Source organism: Bradyrhizobium sp. 87 (assembly GCF_023073015.1).
Taxonomy (GTDB): Bacteria; Pseudomonadota; Alphaproteobacteria; order Rhizobiales; family Xanthobacteraceae; genus Bradyrhizobium; species Bradyrhizobium canariense_D.
In genome coordinates this window covers 120452-135577 of the sequence record NZ_JADPIQ010000148.1, presented here as the reverse complement: position 1 = coordinate 135577, position 15126 = coordinate 120452, and the positions used below count along the sequence as shown (strand labels likewise).

General features: G+C 63.5%; 16 protein-coding genes. 6 read left to right on the top strand and 10 right to left on the bottom strand.

Annotation, left to right across the window (positions count from 1 at the left end):
* Positions 1–17: 17 nt before the first annotated feature.
* Both IVB50_RS39110 and IVB50_RS39105 read left to right on the top strand, forming a co-directional pair.
* Complete coding sequence (locus IVB50_RS39110; protein ID WP_018458598.1) at positions 18–1067, top strand: hydroxyacid dehydrogenase; 1050 nt, start codon at positions 18–20, stop codon at positions 1065–1067.
* A gap of 185 nt (positions 1068–1252) precedes the next feature.
* Entirely contained in the window at positions 1253–1465 is a 213-nt protein-coding gene (locus IVB50_RS39105; protein WP_007608382.1) for a hypothetical protein, read from the top strand.
* A gap of 60 nt (positions 1466–1525) precedes the next feature.
* On the opposite strand, the gene IVB50_RS39100 is transcribed toward IVB50_RS39105, so the two are convergent.
* The 4 genes from IVB50_RS39100 to IVB50_RS39085 all read right to left on the bottom strand — a co-directional run bounded on the left by IVB50_RS39100 (position 1526) and on the right by IVB50_RS39085 (position 5861).
* Positions 1526–3730 (bottom strand): xanthine dehydrogenase family protein molybdopterin-binding subunit, encoded by a 2205-nt coding sequence (locus tag IVB50_RS39100; protein WP_018458600.1) that lies wholly within the window; start codon positions 3728–3730, stop codon positions 1526–1528.
* Between the two features lie 7 nt (positions 3731–3737).
* The gene (locus IVB50_RS39095) at positions 3738–4754 is read right to left on the bottom strand and encodes a xanthine dehydrogenase family protein subunit M (RefSeq protein ID WP_018458601.1); all 1017 of its coding nucleotides are present in this window, start codon (positions 4752–4754) and stop codon (positions 3738–3740) included.
* Positions 4751–5242 (bottom strand): (2Fe-2S)-binding protein, encoded by a 492-nt coding sequence (locus IVB50_RS39090; RefSeq protein WP_018458602.1) that lies wholly within the window; start codon positions 5240–5242, stop codon positions 4751–4753. The genes IVB50_RS39095 and IVB50_RS39090 overlap by 4 nt, the downstream gene beginning before the upstream one ends.
* Positions 5243–5381: 139 nt before the next feature.
* A complete protein-coding gene (locus IVB50_RS39085; RefSeq protein WP_018458603.1) occupies positions 5382–5861 on the bottom strand; it encodes an Lrp/AsnC family transcriptional regulator in 480 nt (159 codons plus the stop codon).
* 134 nt (positions 5862–5995) lie between these two features.
* Here IVB50_RS39085 and ald point away from each other — a divergent pair, with 134 nt between their 5' ends.
* Complete coding sequence (gene ald / locus IVB50_RS39080) at positions 5996–7111, top strand: alanine dehydrogenase (RefSeq protein ID WP_018458604.1); 1116 nt, start codon at positions 5996–5998, stop codon at positions 7109–7111.
* 9 nt (positions 7112–7120) lie between these two features.
* On the opposite strand, the gene IVB50_RS39075 is transcribed toward ald, so the two are convergent.
* Positions 7121–7756: a DsbA family protein gene (locus tag IVB50_RS39075; RefSeq protein ID WP_247300161.1), complete on the bottom strand. Its 636-nt coding sequence runs from the start codon at positions 7754–7756 to the stop codon at positions 7121–7123.
* A 201-nt stretch (positions 7757–7957) separates the two neighbouring features.
* Between IVB50_RS39075 and IVB50_RS39070 the strand changes: the two genes are divergently transcribed.
* Both IVB50_RS39070 and IVB50_RS39065 read left to right on the top strand, forming a co-directional pair.
* A complete protein-coding gene (locus IVB50_RS39070; protein WP_007593267.1) occupies positions 7958–8176 on the top strand; it encodes a hypothetical protein in 219 nt (72 codons plus the stop codon).
* A 149-nt stretch (positions 8177–8325) separates the two neighbouring features.
* Complete coding sequence (locus tag IVB50_RS39065; protein ID WP_085352331.1) at positions 8326–9384, top strand: putative sulfate exporter family transporter; 1059 nt, start codon at positions 8326–8328, stop codon at positions 9382–9384.
* Positions 9385–9457: 73 nt separating this feature from the next.
* Here the strand turns inward: IVB50_RS39065 and IVB50_RS39060 are convergent, their stop codons facing one another.
* The 5 genes from IVB50_RS39060 to IVB50_RS39040 all read right to left on the bottom strand — a co-directional run bounded on the left by IVB50_RS39060 (position 9458) and on the right by IVB50_RS39040 (position 14102).
* The gene (locus IVB50_RS39060; protein WP_026233618.1) at positions 9458–10330 is read right to left on the bottom strand and encodes an ABC transporter ATP-binding protein; all 873 of its coding nucleotides are present in this window, start codon (positions 10328–10330) and stop codon (positions 9458–9460) included.
* The gene (locus IVB50_RS39055) at positions 10327–11196 is read right to left on the bottom strand and encodes an ABC transporter permease (protein WP_198288234.1); all 870 of its coding nucleotides are present in this window, start codon (positions 11194–11196) and stop codon (positions 10327–10329) included. The genes IVB50_RS39060 and IVB50_RS39055 overlap by 4 nt, the downstream gene beginning before the upstream one ends.
* A 35-nt stretch (positions 11197–11231) precedes the next feature.
* Positions 11232–12653: an ABC transporter substrate-binding protein gene (locus tag IVB50_RS39050; RefSeq protein ID WP_162496366.1), complete on the bottom strand. Its 1422-nt coding sequence runs from the start codon at positions 12651–12653 to the stop codon at positions 11232–11234.
* Positions 12654–12834: 181 nt separating this feature from the next.
* Positions 12835–13611, bottom strand: a complete 777-nt coding sequence (locus IVB50_RS39045) for a Crp/Fnr family transcriptional regulator (RefSeq protein WP_198293387.1) — start codon at positions 13609–13611, stop codon at positions 12835–12837.
* A 194-nt stretch (positions 13612–13805) separates the two neighbouring features.
* A complete protein-coding gene (locus IVB50_RS39040; RefSeq protein ID WP_018458611.1) occupies positions 13806–14102 on the bottom strand; it encodes a gamma-butyrobetaine hydroxylase-like domain-containing protein in 297 nt (98 codons plus the stop codon).
* 209 nt (positions 14103–14311) lie between these two features.
* On the opposite strand from IVB50_RS39040, the gene IVB50_RS39035 reads away from it, so the two are divergent.
* Positions 14312–15085 (top strand): ferredoxin--NADP reductase, encoded by a 774-nt coding sequence (locus IVB50_RS39035; protein ID WP_018458612.1) that lies wholly within the window; start codon positions 14312–14314, stop codon positions 15083–15085.
* The last annotated feature ends 41 nt before the right edge of the window (positions 15086–15126 follow it).

The following is a 15126-nucleotide window of genomic DNA, read 5'->3' as shown; positions in this document are numbered from 1 at the left end:
AAGCCGGAAGGGTCCTGATGTCCGTCAACAGCAAGCGCGTCTTCTACGTCAAATATCTGGCCAATCCGATCTATATCGACATCCTGAAGGCGCGGCCCGACGTCCGGCTCGATCGCATCGAGAACGAGAGCCCCGAGGAATATTTCGCGCCGATCATCGAGGCGGCTCATGTCTACCAGATCGGCGCCGCCCGTGACGAACTGGCCCCGCACTTCCATGTCGATGCTGCCTTCCTGAGGCGCGCGCCGAACCTGCTGCTCGTCTCCAGCAACGGCGCGGGATTCGATCCTGTCGATGTCGAGGCTTGCACCGATGCCGGCGTGCTGGTCGTCAACCAGTCCGGCGGCAACGCCCACTCGGTCGCCGAGCATGCGCTGGCGATGATGTTGACGCTGTCCAAGCGCATCATCCAGTCCGACCGCAAGCTCCGCAGGGAGTCCAACGTCAACCGCAACGAACTCGTCGGCAACGAGATCGAGCACAAGACCGTCGGCATCGTCGGCCTCGGCAATGTCGGTCGCCGCATCGCCGCGCTGTGCAAGGGCCTGTTCGGCATGAAGGTGCTGGCCTACGATCCTTACCTCACGGCCGAGGTGATGGCCGAGCGGGGCGGCGAGAAGGTCGAGCTCGACGAGCTGCTGCGCCGCGCCGATTTCGTCTCCATCTCCTGCCCGCTCGACAAGCGCAGCCGCAACATGATCAGCGTGCGCGAATTTGCGTTGATGCAGCCGCATGCGTACTTTATCACCACGGCGCGCGGCTTCATCCACGATGAGGATGCGCTGCTCCAGGCCTTGCGCGAGAAGCGCATTGCGGGCGCCGGTCTCGACGTCTGGTCCAAGGAGCCGCCGCCGCCGGAGCATCCGCTGCTCCAGCTCGACAACGTGCTGGCGAGCCCGCATACCGCGGGCGTCACGATCGAGGCGCGGCAGAACATGGGCCGCATCGCGGCCGAGCAGGTGCTGGATACGCTCGATGGCAAGCGGCCGCCGCGCATCATCAATCCGGAGGTCTGGCCACGCTATGTGGAGCGATTCAAGCAGGCGTTTGGTGTGACGCCGGCGTAGTTGACAGTCGCTCTGTCCTTCCGGGGTGCGATGCTCCTGCTGCCCAATGTCCCGGTTAGCGCTACGCGCCACGGAACGATCGGCGGGGGGAACCGCGCCCGACTTTGATCCGTGTCAAAATCTCCCTCCCGGATTCCGCCTAAATGGGATAAGAGTGAGCGCCGCCGGGGCAGGCAGGAGGTCCCATGTCAACTTATGTGGTCAGGTTCATGAAGGACGTGCTCGGCCAGTACGGCCGGCAGATCGAGGTGTGCCAGGGCACGCTCGAGATCGACGCTTCCGACGAGGACGAAGCCAGAGAGCGGGCGAAGGCGAGGTTTTGCGAGGATCAGGCGTTGCACCACTGGTCGCTGCATGCCGACCGCATCCAAGTCAGACCGGCTGACTTTCCCTCGTGAGGCCTGGCGGCCGGGCGCCGTGAGGTGACGCCGGCGCCGAGAGGGGACTGCTGCACCGTCTCAGTCGAGCAGCTTGTCCAGTGTGATCGGAAATCGACGGATGCGTTTGCCGGTGGCGTGATAGACGGCGTTCGCGATCGCGGCGGGAACGCCGACGATGCCGATCTCTCCCAGCCCCTTGATGCCGAGCGCGTTGATGTGCGCGTCCGGCTCGTCGACGAAGATCACGTCGATGTCGTGAACATCGGCATTCACGGGAATGTGGTACTCGGCGATGTTCGCGTTCATGATCCGCCCGAAGCGGTGATCCATCACCGTCTCCTCGTGCAGGGCCATCCCAATCCCCCAGACCACGCCGCCCATGATCTGGCTGCGGCCTGTCTTGGTGTTGAGAATCCGCCCGGCCGCGACGGCGCTCACGACCCGCGTCACGCGAATGACGTTTAGCTCTTCGTCCACCTTGACCTCGGCGAAGACGGCCGAGTGGGTGTTACGCGCGTGCTTCTTGTCCTCGCCGAATTGATTGAGCTTTTCCTTCTCGATGCGTTCGACGCCGCCGTGACGCATCGCGTCGGCGATCGAGACCGCGCGGCTGTTGTTGCTGGAGCTGGCAATGCTGCCGTCGGTCAGCACCGTATCGGCTAGCTCGGCGCCGGCGAGCGGCGAGCCTGGCATCTTCCCGGCCAGGCGTAACAGTTCCTTGCGCACTTCCTCGGCGGCTGCGAGCACCGCATGCGCGCTCGAAGCGGCCATCCAGGAGCCGCCCTCCACAGGCGCCTGCGGCAGACTGGAATCTGCGAGCCGGACGCTGATGTTCTCAATCGGCAGGCCGAGCGCATCGGCTGCGACCTGAGCCACAATGGTGTAGGTGCCGGTGCCGATGTCGGATGCGGCGCAGGACACCTCGGCATGTCCGTTCGACGTCAGCACGATACGGACGGCGACCGGCATCTGCAGTGCTTCCCACACACCCGTCGCCATGCCCCAGCCGATCAGATCCTTGCCGTCGCGCATCGAGCGCGGCGCAGGATCGCGTCTGCTCCAGCCGAAGGCGTCCGCGCCGCGCGCGTAGCATTCGCGCAACTGCTTGCTGGTGTAGGGCAGGTTTTCGCTCTGGTCGCGATCCGAGTAGCACTTCAGCCGCAATTCGATCGGGTCGAGCTTGAGTGCGACGGCGAGCTCGTCCATCGCGCATTCCAGCGCGCAGACGCCCGACGCAGCGCCCGGTGCGCGCATGTCGCAGGGGGTGGAGACGTCAAGGTGCACCAGCTTGTGGGAGAAGCGGCTGTTCGGGCTCTTGTAGAGCTGTTCGGCCCAGCCGGTATCGTTGCGGGCAAAATCCTCATAGCGCGAGGTGACGGCAATCGCCTCGTGCGTGACCGCGTCGAGGGCGCCATCGGATCTTGCGCCGAGCCCGACGCGCTCGATGGTCATCGGCCGGTAGCCGAGCCCGTACATCTGCTGCCGCGTCAGTACGACGCGAACGGACCGCTTCAGCGCGAGCGCGCCGAGTGTTGCCAACACCACCTGATATTGCGGCCGCAAGCCGGAGCCGAAGGCGCCGCCGACGTACGGCGAGACCACGCGAATGTCGTCCGGCTTCTTGTCGAACACGCTGCAGAGAAATTTGTGGACGTTCTGGACGCCTTGGGTCTTGTCGTAGATCGTGAGCTTGCCATTGCTGTCCCAGACCGCCGTGGTCGCATAGAGCTCCATCGGGTTGTGATGCTCGGTCGGTATCACGTAGTCCGCCTCGTGGCGCACATCAGCTCCCGCAAGGGCGGCTGCGGCGTCGCCCCGCGGTTTATGCGGCTCGTTCTTCTCGGCGGCGTTGCTGCGTTCGCCTTCGAGGTCGGTTGCAAAACCATGCTGCTCATATTCGACCCGCACGAGCGTCGCGGCGAATTTCGCGGTTTCCCAGTCCTCTGCGACGACAAGTGCGATCGGCTGGCCATTGAACTTGATCTTGTCATCATAAAGCGGACGGAAAGGCGAGCCTTCCTCGGGCGCCACCTCGTCCTTCCACGCCTCGTCCTTGTCGGCCAGCGGCGGACGGTTCGCATGCGTGAGCACGTTGAGTACGCCCTCGACCTTCAACGCCTCGCTCGCGTCGAGGCGGGCAATGCGCCCGCATGGAATGATGGCCTCGACCACGAAGCCATGGAGGAGCTTGTCGGCTGGAAATTCGCCGGCGTATTTGGCGGCGCCGGTGACCTTGGCTCGGCCGTCGACACGCGACGTTGGCGTTCCGACATAAGCGTTCATGGGGTCCTCACGCGATCTTCTTGTGCGCCTGAGATTGCGGCGTGGCGTTCGCCGCCTGTGTCAGCGTCCGCACGATGGCGCGGCGTGCGAGCTCGACCTTGAAGCCGTTATGTGAGCGGGCTGTTGCTCCCTGGAGCAAGAGATCCGCGGCGTGCGAGAAGTGATCGGGCGTTGCGGCCTGGCCGCGCAACGTAGCTTCGGCCTCGAGGCTGCGCCAAGGCTTGTGAGCCACGCCGCCGACCGCCACGCGTGCCCCGCTGATCGCGTTGCCCTCCAATTCGAGCGCGGCGGCAACCGAGACCAAAGCAAAAGCATAAGACATCCGGTCGCGAATTTTTAGATAGCTGTAGTTTTGAGCAAAGCCGCGCGGCGGAAGCTCAATCCCGGTGATGATCTCGCCGGTGCCGAGATTGGTATCGACATGAGGCTTGTCGCCGGGCAGCCGATGGAGATCGGTCAGCGCGATGGTGCGTTCGCCGGAGGGACCCGCGATGTGCACGAGCGCATCGAGCGCGGCGAGCGCCACGCTCATGTCGGATGGATTGGTCGCGATGCAGGCGGCGCTCGTGCCCAGGATCCCATGGTTGCGGTTCAGCCCGTCCATTGCCGAGCAGCCGCTGCCGGGATGTCGCTTGTTGCACGGCGTGGCCGTGTCATAGAAATAAGCGCAGCGCGTTCGTTGCATCAGATTGCCGCCGACCGATGCCATGTTGCGCAGTTGCGCCGAGGCGCCGGCCAGGATGGCGCTGGCGAGCAGGGGATAGCGCTGCTCGATCAATGGATGATAGGCGAGGTCCGAGTTCGGCACCAAGGCGCCGATGCGCAAGGACCCGTCGGGCGTCTCTTCGACCTTGCGGAGCGGCAGGCGGGAAATGTCGATCAGCCGGGAGGGGCGCTCGACATTCTCTTTCATCAGGTCGATCAGATTGGTGCCGCCGGCAATCAGTTTGGCGCCGGGACCGGCGGCGAGCAAGCGGATGGCGTCGGCGACATCAGTGGCTCGAGCGTACTGGAAGTTGTTCATGGCTGGCCCATTGCCTGCTGGATGGCGGCGACGATGTTTGGATAGGCGCCGCAGCGGCAAAGGTTTCCGCTCATCAGCTCCCGGATCTCGTCGGTATCTTTGGCACGGCCTTCGGCGAGCAGTCCGGCCGCCGAGCATATCTGTCCCGGCGTGCAATAGCCGCACTGGAAGGCGTCATGGTCGATGAACGCCTGTTGCAGGGGATGCAGCGCGCCATCCTTGGCAAGACCTTCGACAGTCGTGATCTCCGCGCCGTCCTTCATGACGGCGAGCGTGAGACAGGAATTGACGCGCCGGCCGTCCACCAGCACCGTGCAGGCGCCGCACTGACCATGGTCGCAGCCCTTCTTGGTGCCGCTCAGTGCAAGATGGTCCCGCAAGGCATCGAGCAATGTGGTCCATGGCACGAGATCGAGCGTGTGACTGACGCCGTTGACGACAAGATGGATCGGAATGCGTTCGGAAATCTGATGCGTGACATCGCCCATGTCCTGCTCCCTGCGACGGCGACCGTGCCGGACGTCAGCCGTGTTGACGCGGGGGCACGCCTCCGCCGGCCAATAGCGCCCAACGGACCACCGACCGGTTGGTTCCTTGCCAGCAGTTCGCCTTTCCGAGAGGTTGCGGTCAGCGCTTTGCTTCGCCGAACACCACATTCGGCACGGCGCGGTCGACAACTTCGCGCAGCGCGAAGCTCGATTGTACCCTCGCGACGCGCGGCAGGCGCGACAGCTCCATGCGGTGGATGCGCTCGAAATCCTGGATATCGCGGGCGAGCACGATCAGGATGTAGTCGTCGGTCCCCGACATCAGGAAGCAGCGCACGACGGACGGGCATTTCACCACCTCCGCCTCGAACGCCTTCAGCGCCTCATCGCTCTGGCTTTCCAGCGCGATACGGACCAGCACCGTGGTGGTGAGGCCGAACTGCGCGAGGTCGAGCGTGGCCTGATAGCCCTGGATATAGCCGTCGTCTTGCAGCGCCTTCTGCCGCCGCGCGAGCGCGGTGCTTGATAGCCCGACCTTGTGCGCGAGCTCGGTGTGACTGGCCCGCGCGTTGGTCGTGAGCTCCGCGAGGATGGCGAGATCTTTCCTGTCGAGGGCCAAGGTTTCGTTTCCAGCGTGAAAGGGCGTTTGCGCGCCGGAAACCGGCGCAGGGAGGCCAAAGCTAGCGGATATTTGCACGAAACCAAACAGGGCACGTCGCTACGATCATGAGGTGAATCACAAGGAGGCCCGGGATGCGCGTCGGTGTGCCCAAGGAAATCAAAGTGCAGGAATATCGCGTCGGGCTCACCCCGGGTGCGGTCCGCGAATATGTCGCCGCGGGGCACGAGGTGACGGTCGAGACCGGTGCGGGCGGCGGCATCGGCGCCTCCGACGAAGACTACCGGCGGGCAGGGGCCACCATTGCCGAGAGCGCGCGCGACATCTTCGCGAAGTCCGACATGATCGTGAAGGTGAAGGAGCCGCAGACAAGCGAGTGGCCCCAGCTCCGCGAAGGCCAGATCCTGTTTACTTACCTTCATCTTGCGCCGGATCCCGAACAGGCCAGGGGTTTGCTCGCCTCCGGCTGTACTGCGATCGCCTATGAAACCGTCACCGACGCGGCCGGTCACCTCCCCCTGCTTGCGCCGATGAGCGAAGTCGCCGGCCGCCTCGCTATCGAGGCCGCCGGCGCCGCGCTCAAGCGCTCCGCTGGCGGTCGCGGGCTGCTGCTGGGCGGTGTCCCTGGCGTGCAGCCGGCGCGGGTCGTCGTGCTCGGCGGCGGCGTGGTGGGAACGCAAGCCGCGCGCATGGCCGCGGGCCTTGGCGCCGAAGTCACCGTGATCGACCGCTCCATTCCAAGGTTGCGGGAGCTTGATGATCTCTTTGTCGGACGCGTGCGCACCCGCTTCTCCACCATCGAGTCGGTCGAGGAGGAGGTGTTCGCCGCCGACGTCGTGATCGGCGCGGTACTGGTGCCGGGCGCGAGTGCGCCCAAGCTCGTCACGCGTGCGATGCTGACATCGATGCGCCCAGGCGCCGTGCTGGTCGACGTCGCGATCGATCAGGGCGGCTGCTTCGAGACCTCGCACCCGACCACGCATGCCGATCCGACCTATCTTGTCGACGGCATCGTGCATTATTGCGTGGCCAATATGCCCGGCGCGGTGCCGGTGACGTCGAGCCAGGCGCTGAACAACGCGACGCTGCCGTTCGGCTTGATGCTCGCGAACAAGGGTTTTGCTGCGATCTTGGAAAATCCACACCTGCGCAACGGGCTGAATGTGCATCGCGGCCGTATCACCAACAAGGCGGTGGCGGAGAGCCTCGGGCTGGAGTTTGCTCCGGTGGAGAGCGGGCTAGCGGCGTAGCGTTGCTGCTCATGCCGGCTTGCGATGGCGGCTGCCGAGAGCTGCCTCGATCGTCCCGGGCTTCTCGATGCGTTCGATCAACATGTCGATGCGGTCGCCGCCCCAAAACAGCTCGCCGTTGAACACCATGGTCGGCACGCCGAACACGCCGAGCACTTCGGCCTCGTCGATGATGCGGTCATGCTCGGCGCGTGCGGGGCCATGGACGTAGGCTTCGAACTCGCTGGCCGAGCCACCGCAGGACGTGATGACGTCCGTGATTGCGGCGAGATCGTCGATCTCGAGCTCATGCCTCCAGAACCGACGAAACACCGTGTCGTGATACGGACGGAAGAAGCGGTGCTGTTGGGCGAACAGCATGCCGACGCTGGAATAGAACGCGTCGTAGATCCGCCTAGGCCCTTTCATGACGAGCCCTTGCGCATTGGCATAGCGCCGGGCGTCCATATAGGCGTAGCGCACCTTGCGCCAGAAATGCGGCGTGCGCTCTTCCACGATCCCCATGAATTCGGCAACGCGCAGCGTATAGGGCAGCCATTCGAGCTCGACGCCGTGCGTCTCCTGCAGTTCGAATAGGCGCTTGTTGGCCACGAACGCGTAGGAGCTCTTGTAGTCGGTGTAGACGCGCACGCGGGGGTTTGGCATTGGCAGATTCCTTTCATACGCGCGGCGCTACCTGCTCGCCGTGGCGCCGGTGCTCAAATAGGCCGGAAGAAGAAAACTATTGCCCCGGGTCCGTCCGGCGGAAGGAGTTTCCTCTTCGGGAGGCAAAAAAGCCAATCGCTTCCATTGCTGTTTGGGGCCGAAACGACGACATTTCCATCAGAAATTGATGGATTGACTGCTATGGAACGCACCAGGTTTGAGCCTTTCGGCGAGCAATTGGTGTCCGCAACGGACACCCAGCCGCGCTCGCGCGGGTCAAAGCTGCTGCTGCGGGTCGGCACCGGGCTGTTCTGGTCGCTGGTCGCCGGTATCGTGCTGGCGCGCGCGGCCTTCTTCGAGCCCGGCGTCTATGACGGCTTCAGCCGCGTCGCCTCGCTGGCCAAGAGCCTGATCTTCTAAGGCGCGCCTGATCTTCCAACGGGCGCCTGATCTTCCGAGCCAGATTATTCCGGATTGAGGATAGAACTTCGCTCGGCCCTGATATGTCGAAAACTTATTCCCCAATCGGATGGCGCTGCGTATAAATCCTTCTCCTTGGGGAGAGATTTGTGTCGCAGAATCAAGCATCCAGCCCGGCCGACGCCAAGCGGACCACGGCCATCAGCCGCATCGTCGCGCTGATTCCCGGGATCCTCCTCTGCATCGCCGTGGCCGGCGTTTCGGCCCTGCTCGAACGGGCGGAATTGGGCATCTTCGAACATCCCTATGTCGAGGCGCTGGTGATGGCGATCTTGCTCGGCATGGCTGTGCGCAGCTTTTGGAAGCCCGCGCCGCGCTGGCAGTCCGGCATCGCCTTCAGCGCCAAGCAGCTGCTCGAAGTCGCCGTCATGCTGCTGGGGGCCTCGATCAGCTTCGCTGCTATCGCGGCGTCCGGCGTCGCGCTGTTGGCCTCGATCGCGGCCGTCGTTGTGGTCGCGCTCTGCGTTTCCTTCGGCATCAGCCGGCTGCTTGGTCTCTCGACGCGGCTCTCGATCCTGATCGCCTGCGGAAACTCGATCTGCGGCAATTCGGCGATTGCGGCGGTGGCGCCGATCATCGGCGCCAACAATGACGAGATCGCATCCTCCATCTCCTTCACCGCGATCCTCGGCGTGATGATGGTGCTCGGCCTGCCGCTGCTGATTCCGCTGCTGCAGCTATCGGCTACGCAATACGGCATCCTTGCAGGCCTCACTGTCTATGCCGTGCCGCAGGTGCTGGCTGCGACGGTGCCGGCGGGACTCGTCTCGACGCAGATCGGCACGCTCGTCAAGCTGATGCGCGTGCTGATGCTCGGGCCGGTGGTCGTCGGCCTCTCGCTGACGGCGTCGCGCTGGCACAGCGATGCCAAGAAGACCAATGTCGGCTTCTTCCGCCTGGTCCCGTGGTTCATCCTCGGCTTCCTTGCGCTGGCGACCTTGCGCTCGCTCGAGATCGTGCCGTCCACGGTGATTGCCCCGATCACGCGGATCACGGGTTTTCTCACGGTGGTATCGATGGCCGCGCTTGGCCTCGGCGTCGATGTGAAGGTGCTTGCCAATGTCGGGGGACGGGTGACGGCGGCCGTGACCTTGTCGCTACTGCTGCTGCTCGGCATTAGCATCGCGCTGGTGCACTGGTTCAAGTAAGGCAAGCTGCTGCGCATACTCCACTTCCTTCTCCCACAAGGGGGAAGGAAGTCAGCGCGCAAGTCGAAGATCCCTAAATCACATCCGCGAGCGAGTGCCCGTGCAGCTCGATGTTCAGCCCCTGCATGCCCATGTCGTTGAGCTCGCCGCCCATCGCCTTGATGCTCTCCTCGCGGATCAGCGACATCAGTCCGCGGCGCAATGCCAGGAATTCCGACGACATCATCATCGACTGCTGCCGCGGCCGCTCCAGCGGGATCGGAATCTCCGCCTTGATCGAGCCGGGGCGTGCGGTCATGCAGTAGACACGGTCGGACAGGAAGATCGCCTCGTCGATGTCGTGGGTGACGAATAGCACCGAGATCTTCAGCCGCTGCCACATGTTGGTGAGGATCTGCTGCATGATGACCCGGGTCTGCGCGTCGAGCGCGCCGAAGGGTTCGTCGAGCAGCAACACTTTGGGTCCCGTCGCGAGCGCGCGGACGATGCCAACGCGCTGCTTCATGCCACCTGAGAGTTTCTCGGGGTAATGCTTTTCGAAGGCTTCGAGGCCCGCGAGTCCCAGCAGCGTGCGGGCGGCGCGCTCGCGCTGCGAGCGCGGCATGCCGCGCATCTTCAGGCCGAACTCGACGTTCTCCCGCACGGTCTTCCAGGGAAACAGCGAATATTGCTGAAACACCATGCCGCGCTCCGCGCTGGGGCCGTTCACCTTCTCGCCGTCGACGGTGACGATGCCCGTGGTCGGCTTGAGGAAGCCGGCAACCGCGTTGAGCAGCGTCGACTTTCCGCAGCCGGAGGGCCCGACGATCGAGACGAACTCGCCAGGCTTCACATGAATCTGCGTATCGGCGACGGCTTCGACCGGCCCCTCGATGCTGTCGTAGCTGAGGGAGAAGTTCTTGACCTCGATATGGCCCTGCGGTGCCTTGACAACGATCTCACTCATCTTGACCTCCACGGCATCACCAATTGTCCGGCGCCTCGGATCAACATGCTCGATCCGAGGCCAAGCACGCCGATCGCGATCATGCCGAGCGCGATGTCGGCATACTGGACCAGCGAATAGGCCTCCCAGGTGAAATAGCCGATGCCGTACTGTCCGGAGATCATCTCGGCAGCGATCAGCGACACCCAGGCCACGCCCATGCCGACGGTGAGGCCGGTGAAGATGTGCGGGAGCGAGGCCGGAAAATACACATCGCGGAAGATCGAGCGCTCCCGCGCGCCGAGACATTGCGCGGCACGCACCAGCACGGGATCGACCAGCGACATGCCGTGCAGCGTGTTGACCAGGATCGGGAAGAACGATCCGAGGAACGTGATGTAGACGATGCTCTGCTCGTTGGTCGGCCACAGCATGATCGCCATCGGCACCCAGGCGATCGCCGGGATCGGCCGCAGCACCTCCGCCACGGGAAAGATGATCTCGTGGACGAGCTTGAAGCGGCCCATGATCAGGCCGAGCGGCACCGCGACGATCGCCGCGAGCGAGAAACCGAAGAAGATGCGGCGGCAGCTCAAGAGGACGTGCAGCAGGAATTTCGGATCGTGGATCGCCTTGGTGAAGCTCGCATAGACCGCGAGCGGCGAGGGCACGTTGGTGAAGCGCACGAAGAACACGACGCGATAGGTTGTCAGCAGATGCCAGACCAGCAAGAAGGCGAGCAGCGAGATGATGCCGATCGCGGTCGCGCGCAGCCCGCCCCGGTTGAGCCGGTACCAGCGCAGTGCGAGCGTGCCGAAGGAGGGTGGAGACGCGGGTGGCGTGGAGGCGGGCATGGCGCTTGCCTCCGCGATTGCACTTGCCGGCATGCTGTCCTCGGAATGTCTGCGGAGGGCGGGACTGCTCACGTCTTACCCCCGCCGACCGCCGCCTTCACCGCGTCGTCGAAGCCGAGCACCTTGCCGCTGATCTTGGCGGCATAGGCTTCGGCGTCCTTTTTCAACAGGAACGGCGCAACCTCGCCATTGCCGACCGCGAAGAAAGCCTGGTCGGCGAACAGCTTGATGCCGCGGGTTGTATCGAAAACGTAGGCGACGTTGATCTTCTTGCCCTTGGCTTTGTAGTCGGCATAGGCCCCGAGCGTGCAGCTGGCTGACGAGAAGGGCACGATGCCTGAATCGTCGACCCAGACCTCGCCGGCCTTGCGCGGATCGGCGATCGGTTTCTTGCAGAAGGAATCGTCGCCGGAGATCTCGTAGTTCTTGGTGCTCGCAAGCTGCGCGTCATAGTCGAGCTTCATCTCGGCATAGGCTTTGCGGATGTAGCTGTCGTCGACCCATTTCTTCGGGTCGAACTCCTTCATCCGGCCGAGGTTCTGCAGCACCTTGACGTCGGCCGTGGCAGCGTCGATCAGCGCCGGCTTGATCGAGGGATCGGTCGTCATGTTGCCGCTGGGGCCGAGAAAGATATAGACGACCTCCTTGCTGATGCCGGTCCATTCCTGGATCTTCTCGGCGGCGAGCTTGGGATCGTCGCGCAGCCATTGATTGGCGGCGATCACCGCCTTGAAGTAGGCGACGACGACTTCGGGATATTTTTCGGCGAAATCGGTTCGCACCACGATGCCGTGGAAAGTCGGGAGATTGGTCTCGACGCCGTCGAAGATCTTTCGCGCAAAACCGCGGAACGGCAGCAACTCGGCGAACGGAACGAAGTCGGCATGCGCGTCGATCTTCTTCTCCTGGAGATTGGTCGAGCCGACCTCCGGACTCTGGCTCACCAGCTGGAAGAAATCCGATGCATAGCCGCGGTCCTGCATCGCCTTCAACACCATGCCGTGTGCGGCCGAGCCGAACGGCACGCTCACGAGCTTGCCCTTGAGATCGGCGAGATCGTAGTAGGGCGAATCCTTGTGAACGACGATGCCGTTGCCGGAGCCCGACAGGCTGTAGGCGGCGATGCCGATCAGCCGGCTCTTGCTCTCGGGATTGCTGTCAAAAGTGAAGCCGTTCACGATCAGCGGATAGTCGCCCATCATGCCGATCTGCAGCTTGTTGGCCATCATCGCGTTGGTGACGGGCGGGCCGGAGGTGAAGTTCTGCCACTCCAGCTCGAACTTGATGTTGGCGTATTTGCCGTCTTTCGGCAGATATTTTTCGAGGAGATGGAGCTGGCGGATGACGACGCCGGCGGTCACCGTGTTGGTTGTGGTGTCCTGCGTTCCGATGCCCAGCGTGACGGTTTCCGCCGCGGCCGGCTGCGCGAGGAGAAGCGCCAGCGACGTCACCGACATCGCGATCGAGAGCGTGGGAAGATGGCGGACCATTCTCATCCTCATTCGGTTGGATGTGCTGTGGTTGCCATGATTGGGTGAGGGCGTGGGCAGGGCAAATCCGGAATGAGCGCCACAGTCGATTAGTTGCCGGGAAAAGTTGATTGCATACTCCTTGGGCAGTCCTGCACTATTAAGCCGCTTGCATGGGCACCGGCCCTGGTCGCAAGCTCGGTCAGTCGGCCGCCTGCCCTCGCATCTCTTCCAGCACGTCGGACCGGCAGACCACGATCTGCGAGCGCTTGGTCAGCACGATTCCCTTTTCCTGCATGCGCTTCAGGCTGATCGTGACCCATTGCCTGGTGGCACCGACCATGTGGGCGATATCGGCATGGGTGAAGGCGGCCGCGATCACCCGGCCGTCGGCGTCATCGACGCCATAGAGGTCGACGAGATGCAGCAACAGATGCGCAAGGCGCTGTGTGATCGAGCGCGTTCCCAACATCTGGGCCAGCGCCGAATAGCACTTGCCCTTGAAGGTCAGGCCTTCGATCAGGCCGATCGCGAGGTTCGGGATCTCGACCGCAAGGGATCGTAGCTCCTTTCCGGGCAGATGCACCACGCTGCAATTGCTGGATGCAACGCCGGACCATTGATGCACGGTGCCTTCGAACACTTCCGGCCCGCCGACGAAATTGCCGACATGCCAATAGGCCAGCGTGATCTCGCGGCCGAGCGGAGAGGTGTAGAACACCCGGATCCGGCCGCTCTCGATCAGCCAGATACCGTCATGCTTGCCACCCTGGCTGAACAGCGTCTGGCCACGGTTGAGCACTTTTCGGCGGCCCTGCTTCAGCACCAGCTCCCGCTCGCGCTGGCTGAGCTTGTCCATCAAGGGCGGCGGTCCGCCGATCCATTGCTGGTTCTCGGTGAGCAGCAGCGAGGAACCGCCGGTAGGCCGGACCGTTGCGGGAACCGTCCCGCGAACCACATTGGCCGCCGCCTGCAACATCATCTGCCTCCGGAACGTTCAAACCGTTCTAAAGAGGAGCAATGTCCGTGCCAGATTCACTCCGCTGTCATCGCCCGGCTTGACCGGGCGATCCAGTATTCCAGAGACGTCAATGGGCTATCGAGAAGCCGCGGCGTACTGGTTCCCGCCTTCGCGGGGAATGACAGCGAAGCTTGGAAGACGACCTGTGGCGTCTACCGCCCCACCAGGCTCAGCAAATACGGCTTCGGGTAAATCCCCCGATTGTGCCCATCCGAAAACGAGATGTTCAGCCCGTAACCGAGATCGCCGATCTCGGTGATCGCGATGCCTGGAAACCGCTCGGGAAAGCGGCCGTCGAAGCGGGCGCGGGTGCAGTGGGCGCATTTGCAGGAGAGGCGGAGCGTTTCCGCCGCCAAGTCCAGCGTGTCGTCCTGAGCGGTGCGGACGCGGAGCGTCGCGAGGTCGGCGCTTGCTTCGTAATCTGCCACGGTCGGTCCCACCAAGGTCATGACGTGTCTCCGACCCTTCTCTACCTTGCCGCAGCACTGCCGCGATAGCAACTAATTGCCAGGCGCAGGGTGCGCGGCGCTGATCGTCGCTGCCTGCTGTTCGATCATCGCCCACGAAATGTGAAACTAATCGACCGGCAATTTCAGTTCGGCGTTGCCGGATTCCTGTCTCTCCGAAACCTTGTGCGCAATCGAGATCAGGAGAGACAATGAGTGCATTTCAGAGGGAAACGGTCCTGTCGGTCAGGCACTGGACCGATAGCCTGTTCAGCTTCACCGCGACGCGCGATCCGGGCTTCCGCTTCCAGAACGGCCAGTTCGCGATGATCGGGTTGGAAGTCGAGGGCAAGCCGTTGCTGCGGGCCTACAGCATGGCGAGCGCCAATCACGAGGAGGCGCTCGAGTTCTTCTCGATCAAGGTACAGGACGGTCCGCTGACCTCACGCCTTCAGAAGATCAGGGAGGGAGACGTCATCCTGGTCGGCCGCAAGGCCACGGGCACGCTGATCACGGGCAATCTCATTCCCGGCAAACGCCTGTTGCTGCTCTCGACCGGAACGGGACTCGCGCCGTTCGCCAGCCTGATCAAGGACCCCGACGTCTACGAGAATTATGAAACCATCGTGCTCGCCCATGGCTGCCGCCAGGTCTCCGAGCTCTCCTATGGCGAGCACCTCGTGGAAGGCCTGCGAGATCACGAGTTCTTCGGGCCGCTTATCCGTGACAAGCTCGTCTACTACCCGACCGTCACCCGCGAGCCGTTCAGGAATCGCGGCCGCATCTCCGACCTGATCGCGTCGAACCAGCTCTTCGACGATATCGGGCAGTCGGGACTCGACATCGAGACCGACCGCATCATGCTGTGCGGCAGCCCGGCGATGTTGGAGGAACTTCCCGCGATGCTTTCTGCGCGCGGCTTTGTCGAGGGCAATCACAGCCGGCCCGGCCATTTCGTGATCGAAAAGGCCTTTGTCGAGCGCTGAGGCGCAAATCGCAGCCCGGCGACAACTAATTGCTATCGCCG

Excerpts from the sequence above, each read along its gene's own strand:
- IVB50_RS39110 (WP_018458598.1), top strand. The coding sequence starts at position 18 with ATGTCCGTCAACAGCAAGCGCGTCTTCTACGTCAAATATCTGGCCAAT.
- IVB50_RS39105 (WP_007608382.1), top strand. The coding sequence starts at position 1,253 with ATGTCAACTTATGTGGTCAGGTTCATGAAGGACGTGCTCGGCCAGTAC.
- IVB50_RS39100 (WP_018458600.1), bottom strand. The coding sequence starts at position 3,730 with ATGAACGCTTATGTCGGAACGCCAACGTCGCGTGTCGACGGCCGAGCC.
- IVB50_RS39095 (WP_018458601.1), bottom strand. The coding sequence starts at position 4,754 with ATGAACAACTTCCAGTACGCTCGAGCCACTGATGTCGCCGACGCCATC.
- IVB50_RS39090 (WP_018458602.1), bottom strand. The coding sequence starts at position 5,242 with ATGGGCGATGTCACGCATCAGATTTCCGAACGCATTCCGATCCATCTT.
- ald (WP_018458604.1), top strand. The coding sequence starts at position 5,996 with ATGCGCGTCGGTGTGCCCAAGGAAATCAAAGTGCAGGAATATCGCGTC.
- IVB50_RS39075 (WP_247300161.1), bottom strand. The coding sequence starts at position 7,756 with ATGCCAAACCCCCGCGTGCGCGTCTACACCGACTACAAGAGCTCCTAC.
- IVB50_RS39070 (WP_007593267.1), top strand. The coding sequence starts at position 7,958 with ATGGAACGCACCAGGTTTGAGCCTTTCGGCGAGCAATTGGTGTCCGCA.
- IVB50_RS39060 (WP_026233618.1), bottom strand. The coding sequence starts at position 10,330 with ATGAGTGAGATCGTTGTCAAGGCACCGCAGGGCCATATCGAGGTCAAG.
- IVB50_RS39055 (WP_198288234.1), bottom strand. The coding sequence starts at position 11,196 with ATGCCGGCAAGTGCAATCGCGGAGGCAAGCGCCATGCCCGCCTCCACG.
- IVB50_RS39050 (WP_162496366.1), bottom strand. The coding sequence starts at position 12,653 with ATGGTCCGCCATCTTCCCACGCTCTCGATCGCGATGTCGGTGACGTCG.
- IVB50_RS39045 (WP_198293387.1), bottom strand. The coding sequence starts at position 13,611 with ATGTTGCAGGCGGCGGCCAATGTGGTTCGCGGGACGGTTCCCGCAACG.
- IVB50_RS39040 (WP_018458611.1), bottom strand. The coding sequence starts at position 14,102 with ATGACCTTGGTGGGACCGACCGTGGCAGATTACGAAGCAAGCGCCGAC.
- IVB50_RS39035 (WP_018458612.1), top strand. The coding sequence starts at position 14,312 with ATGAGTGCATTTCAGAGGGAAACGGTCCTGTCGGTCAGGCACTGGACC.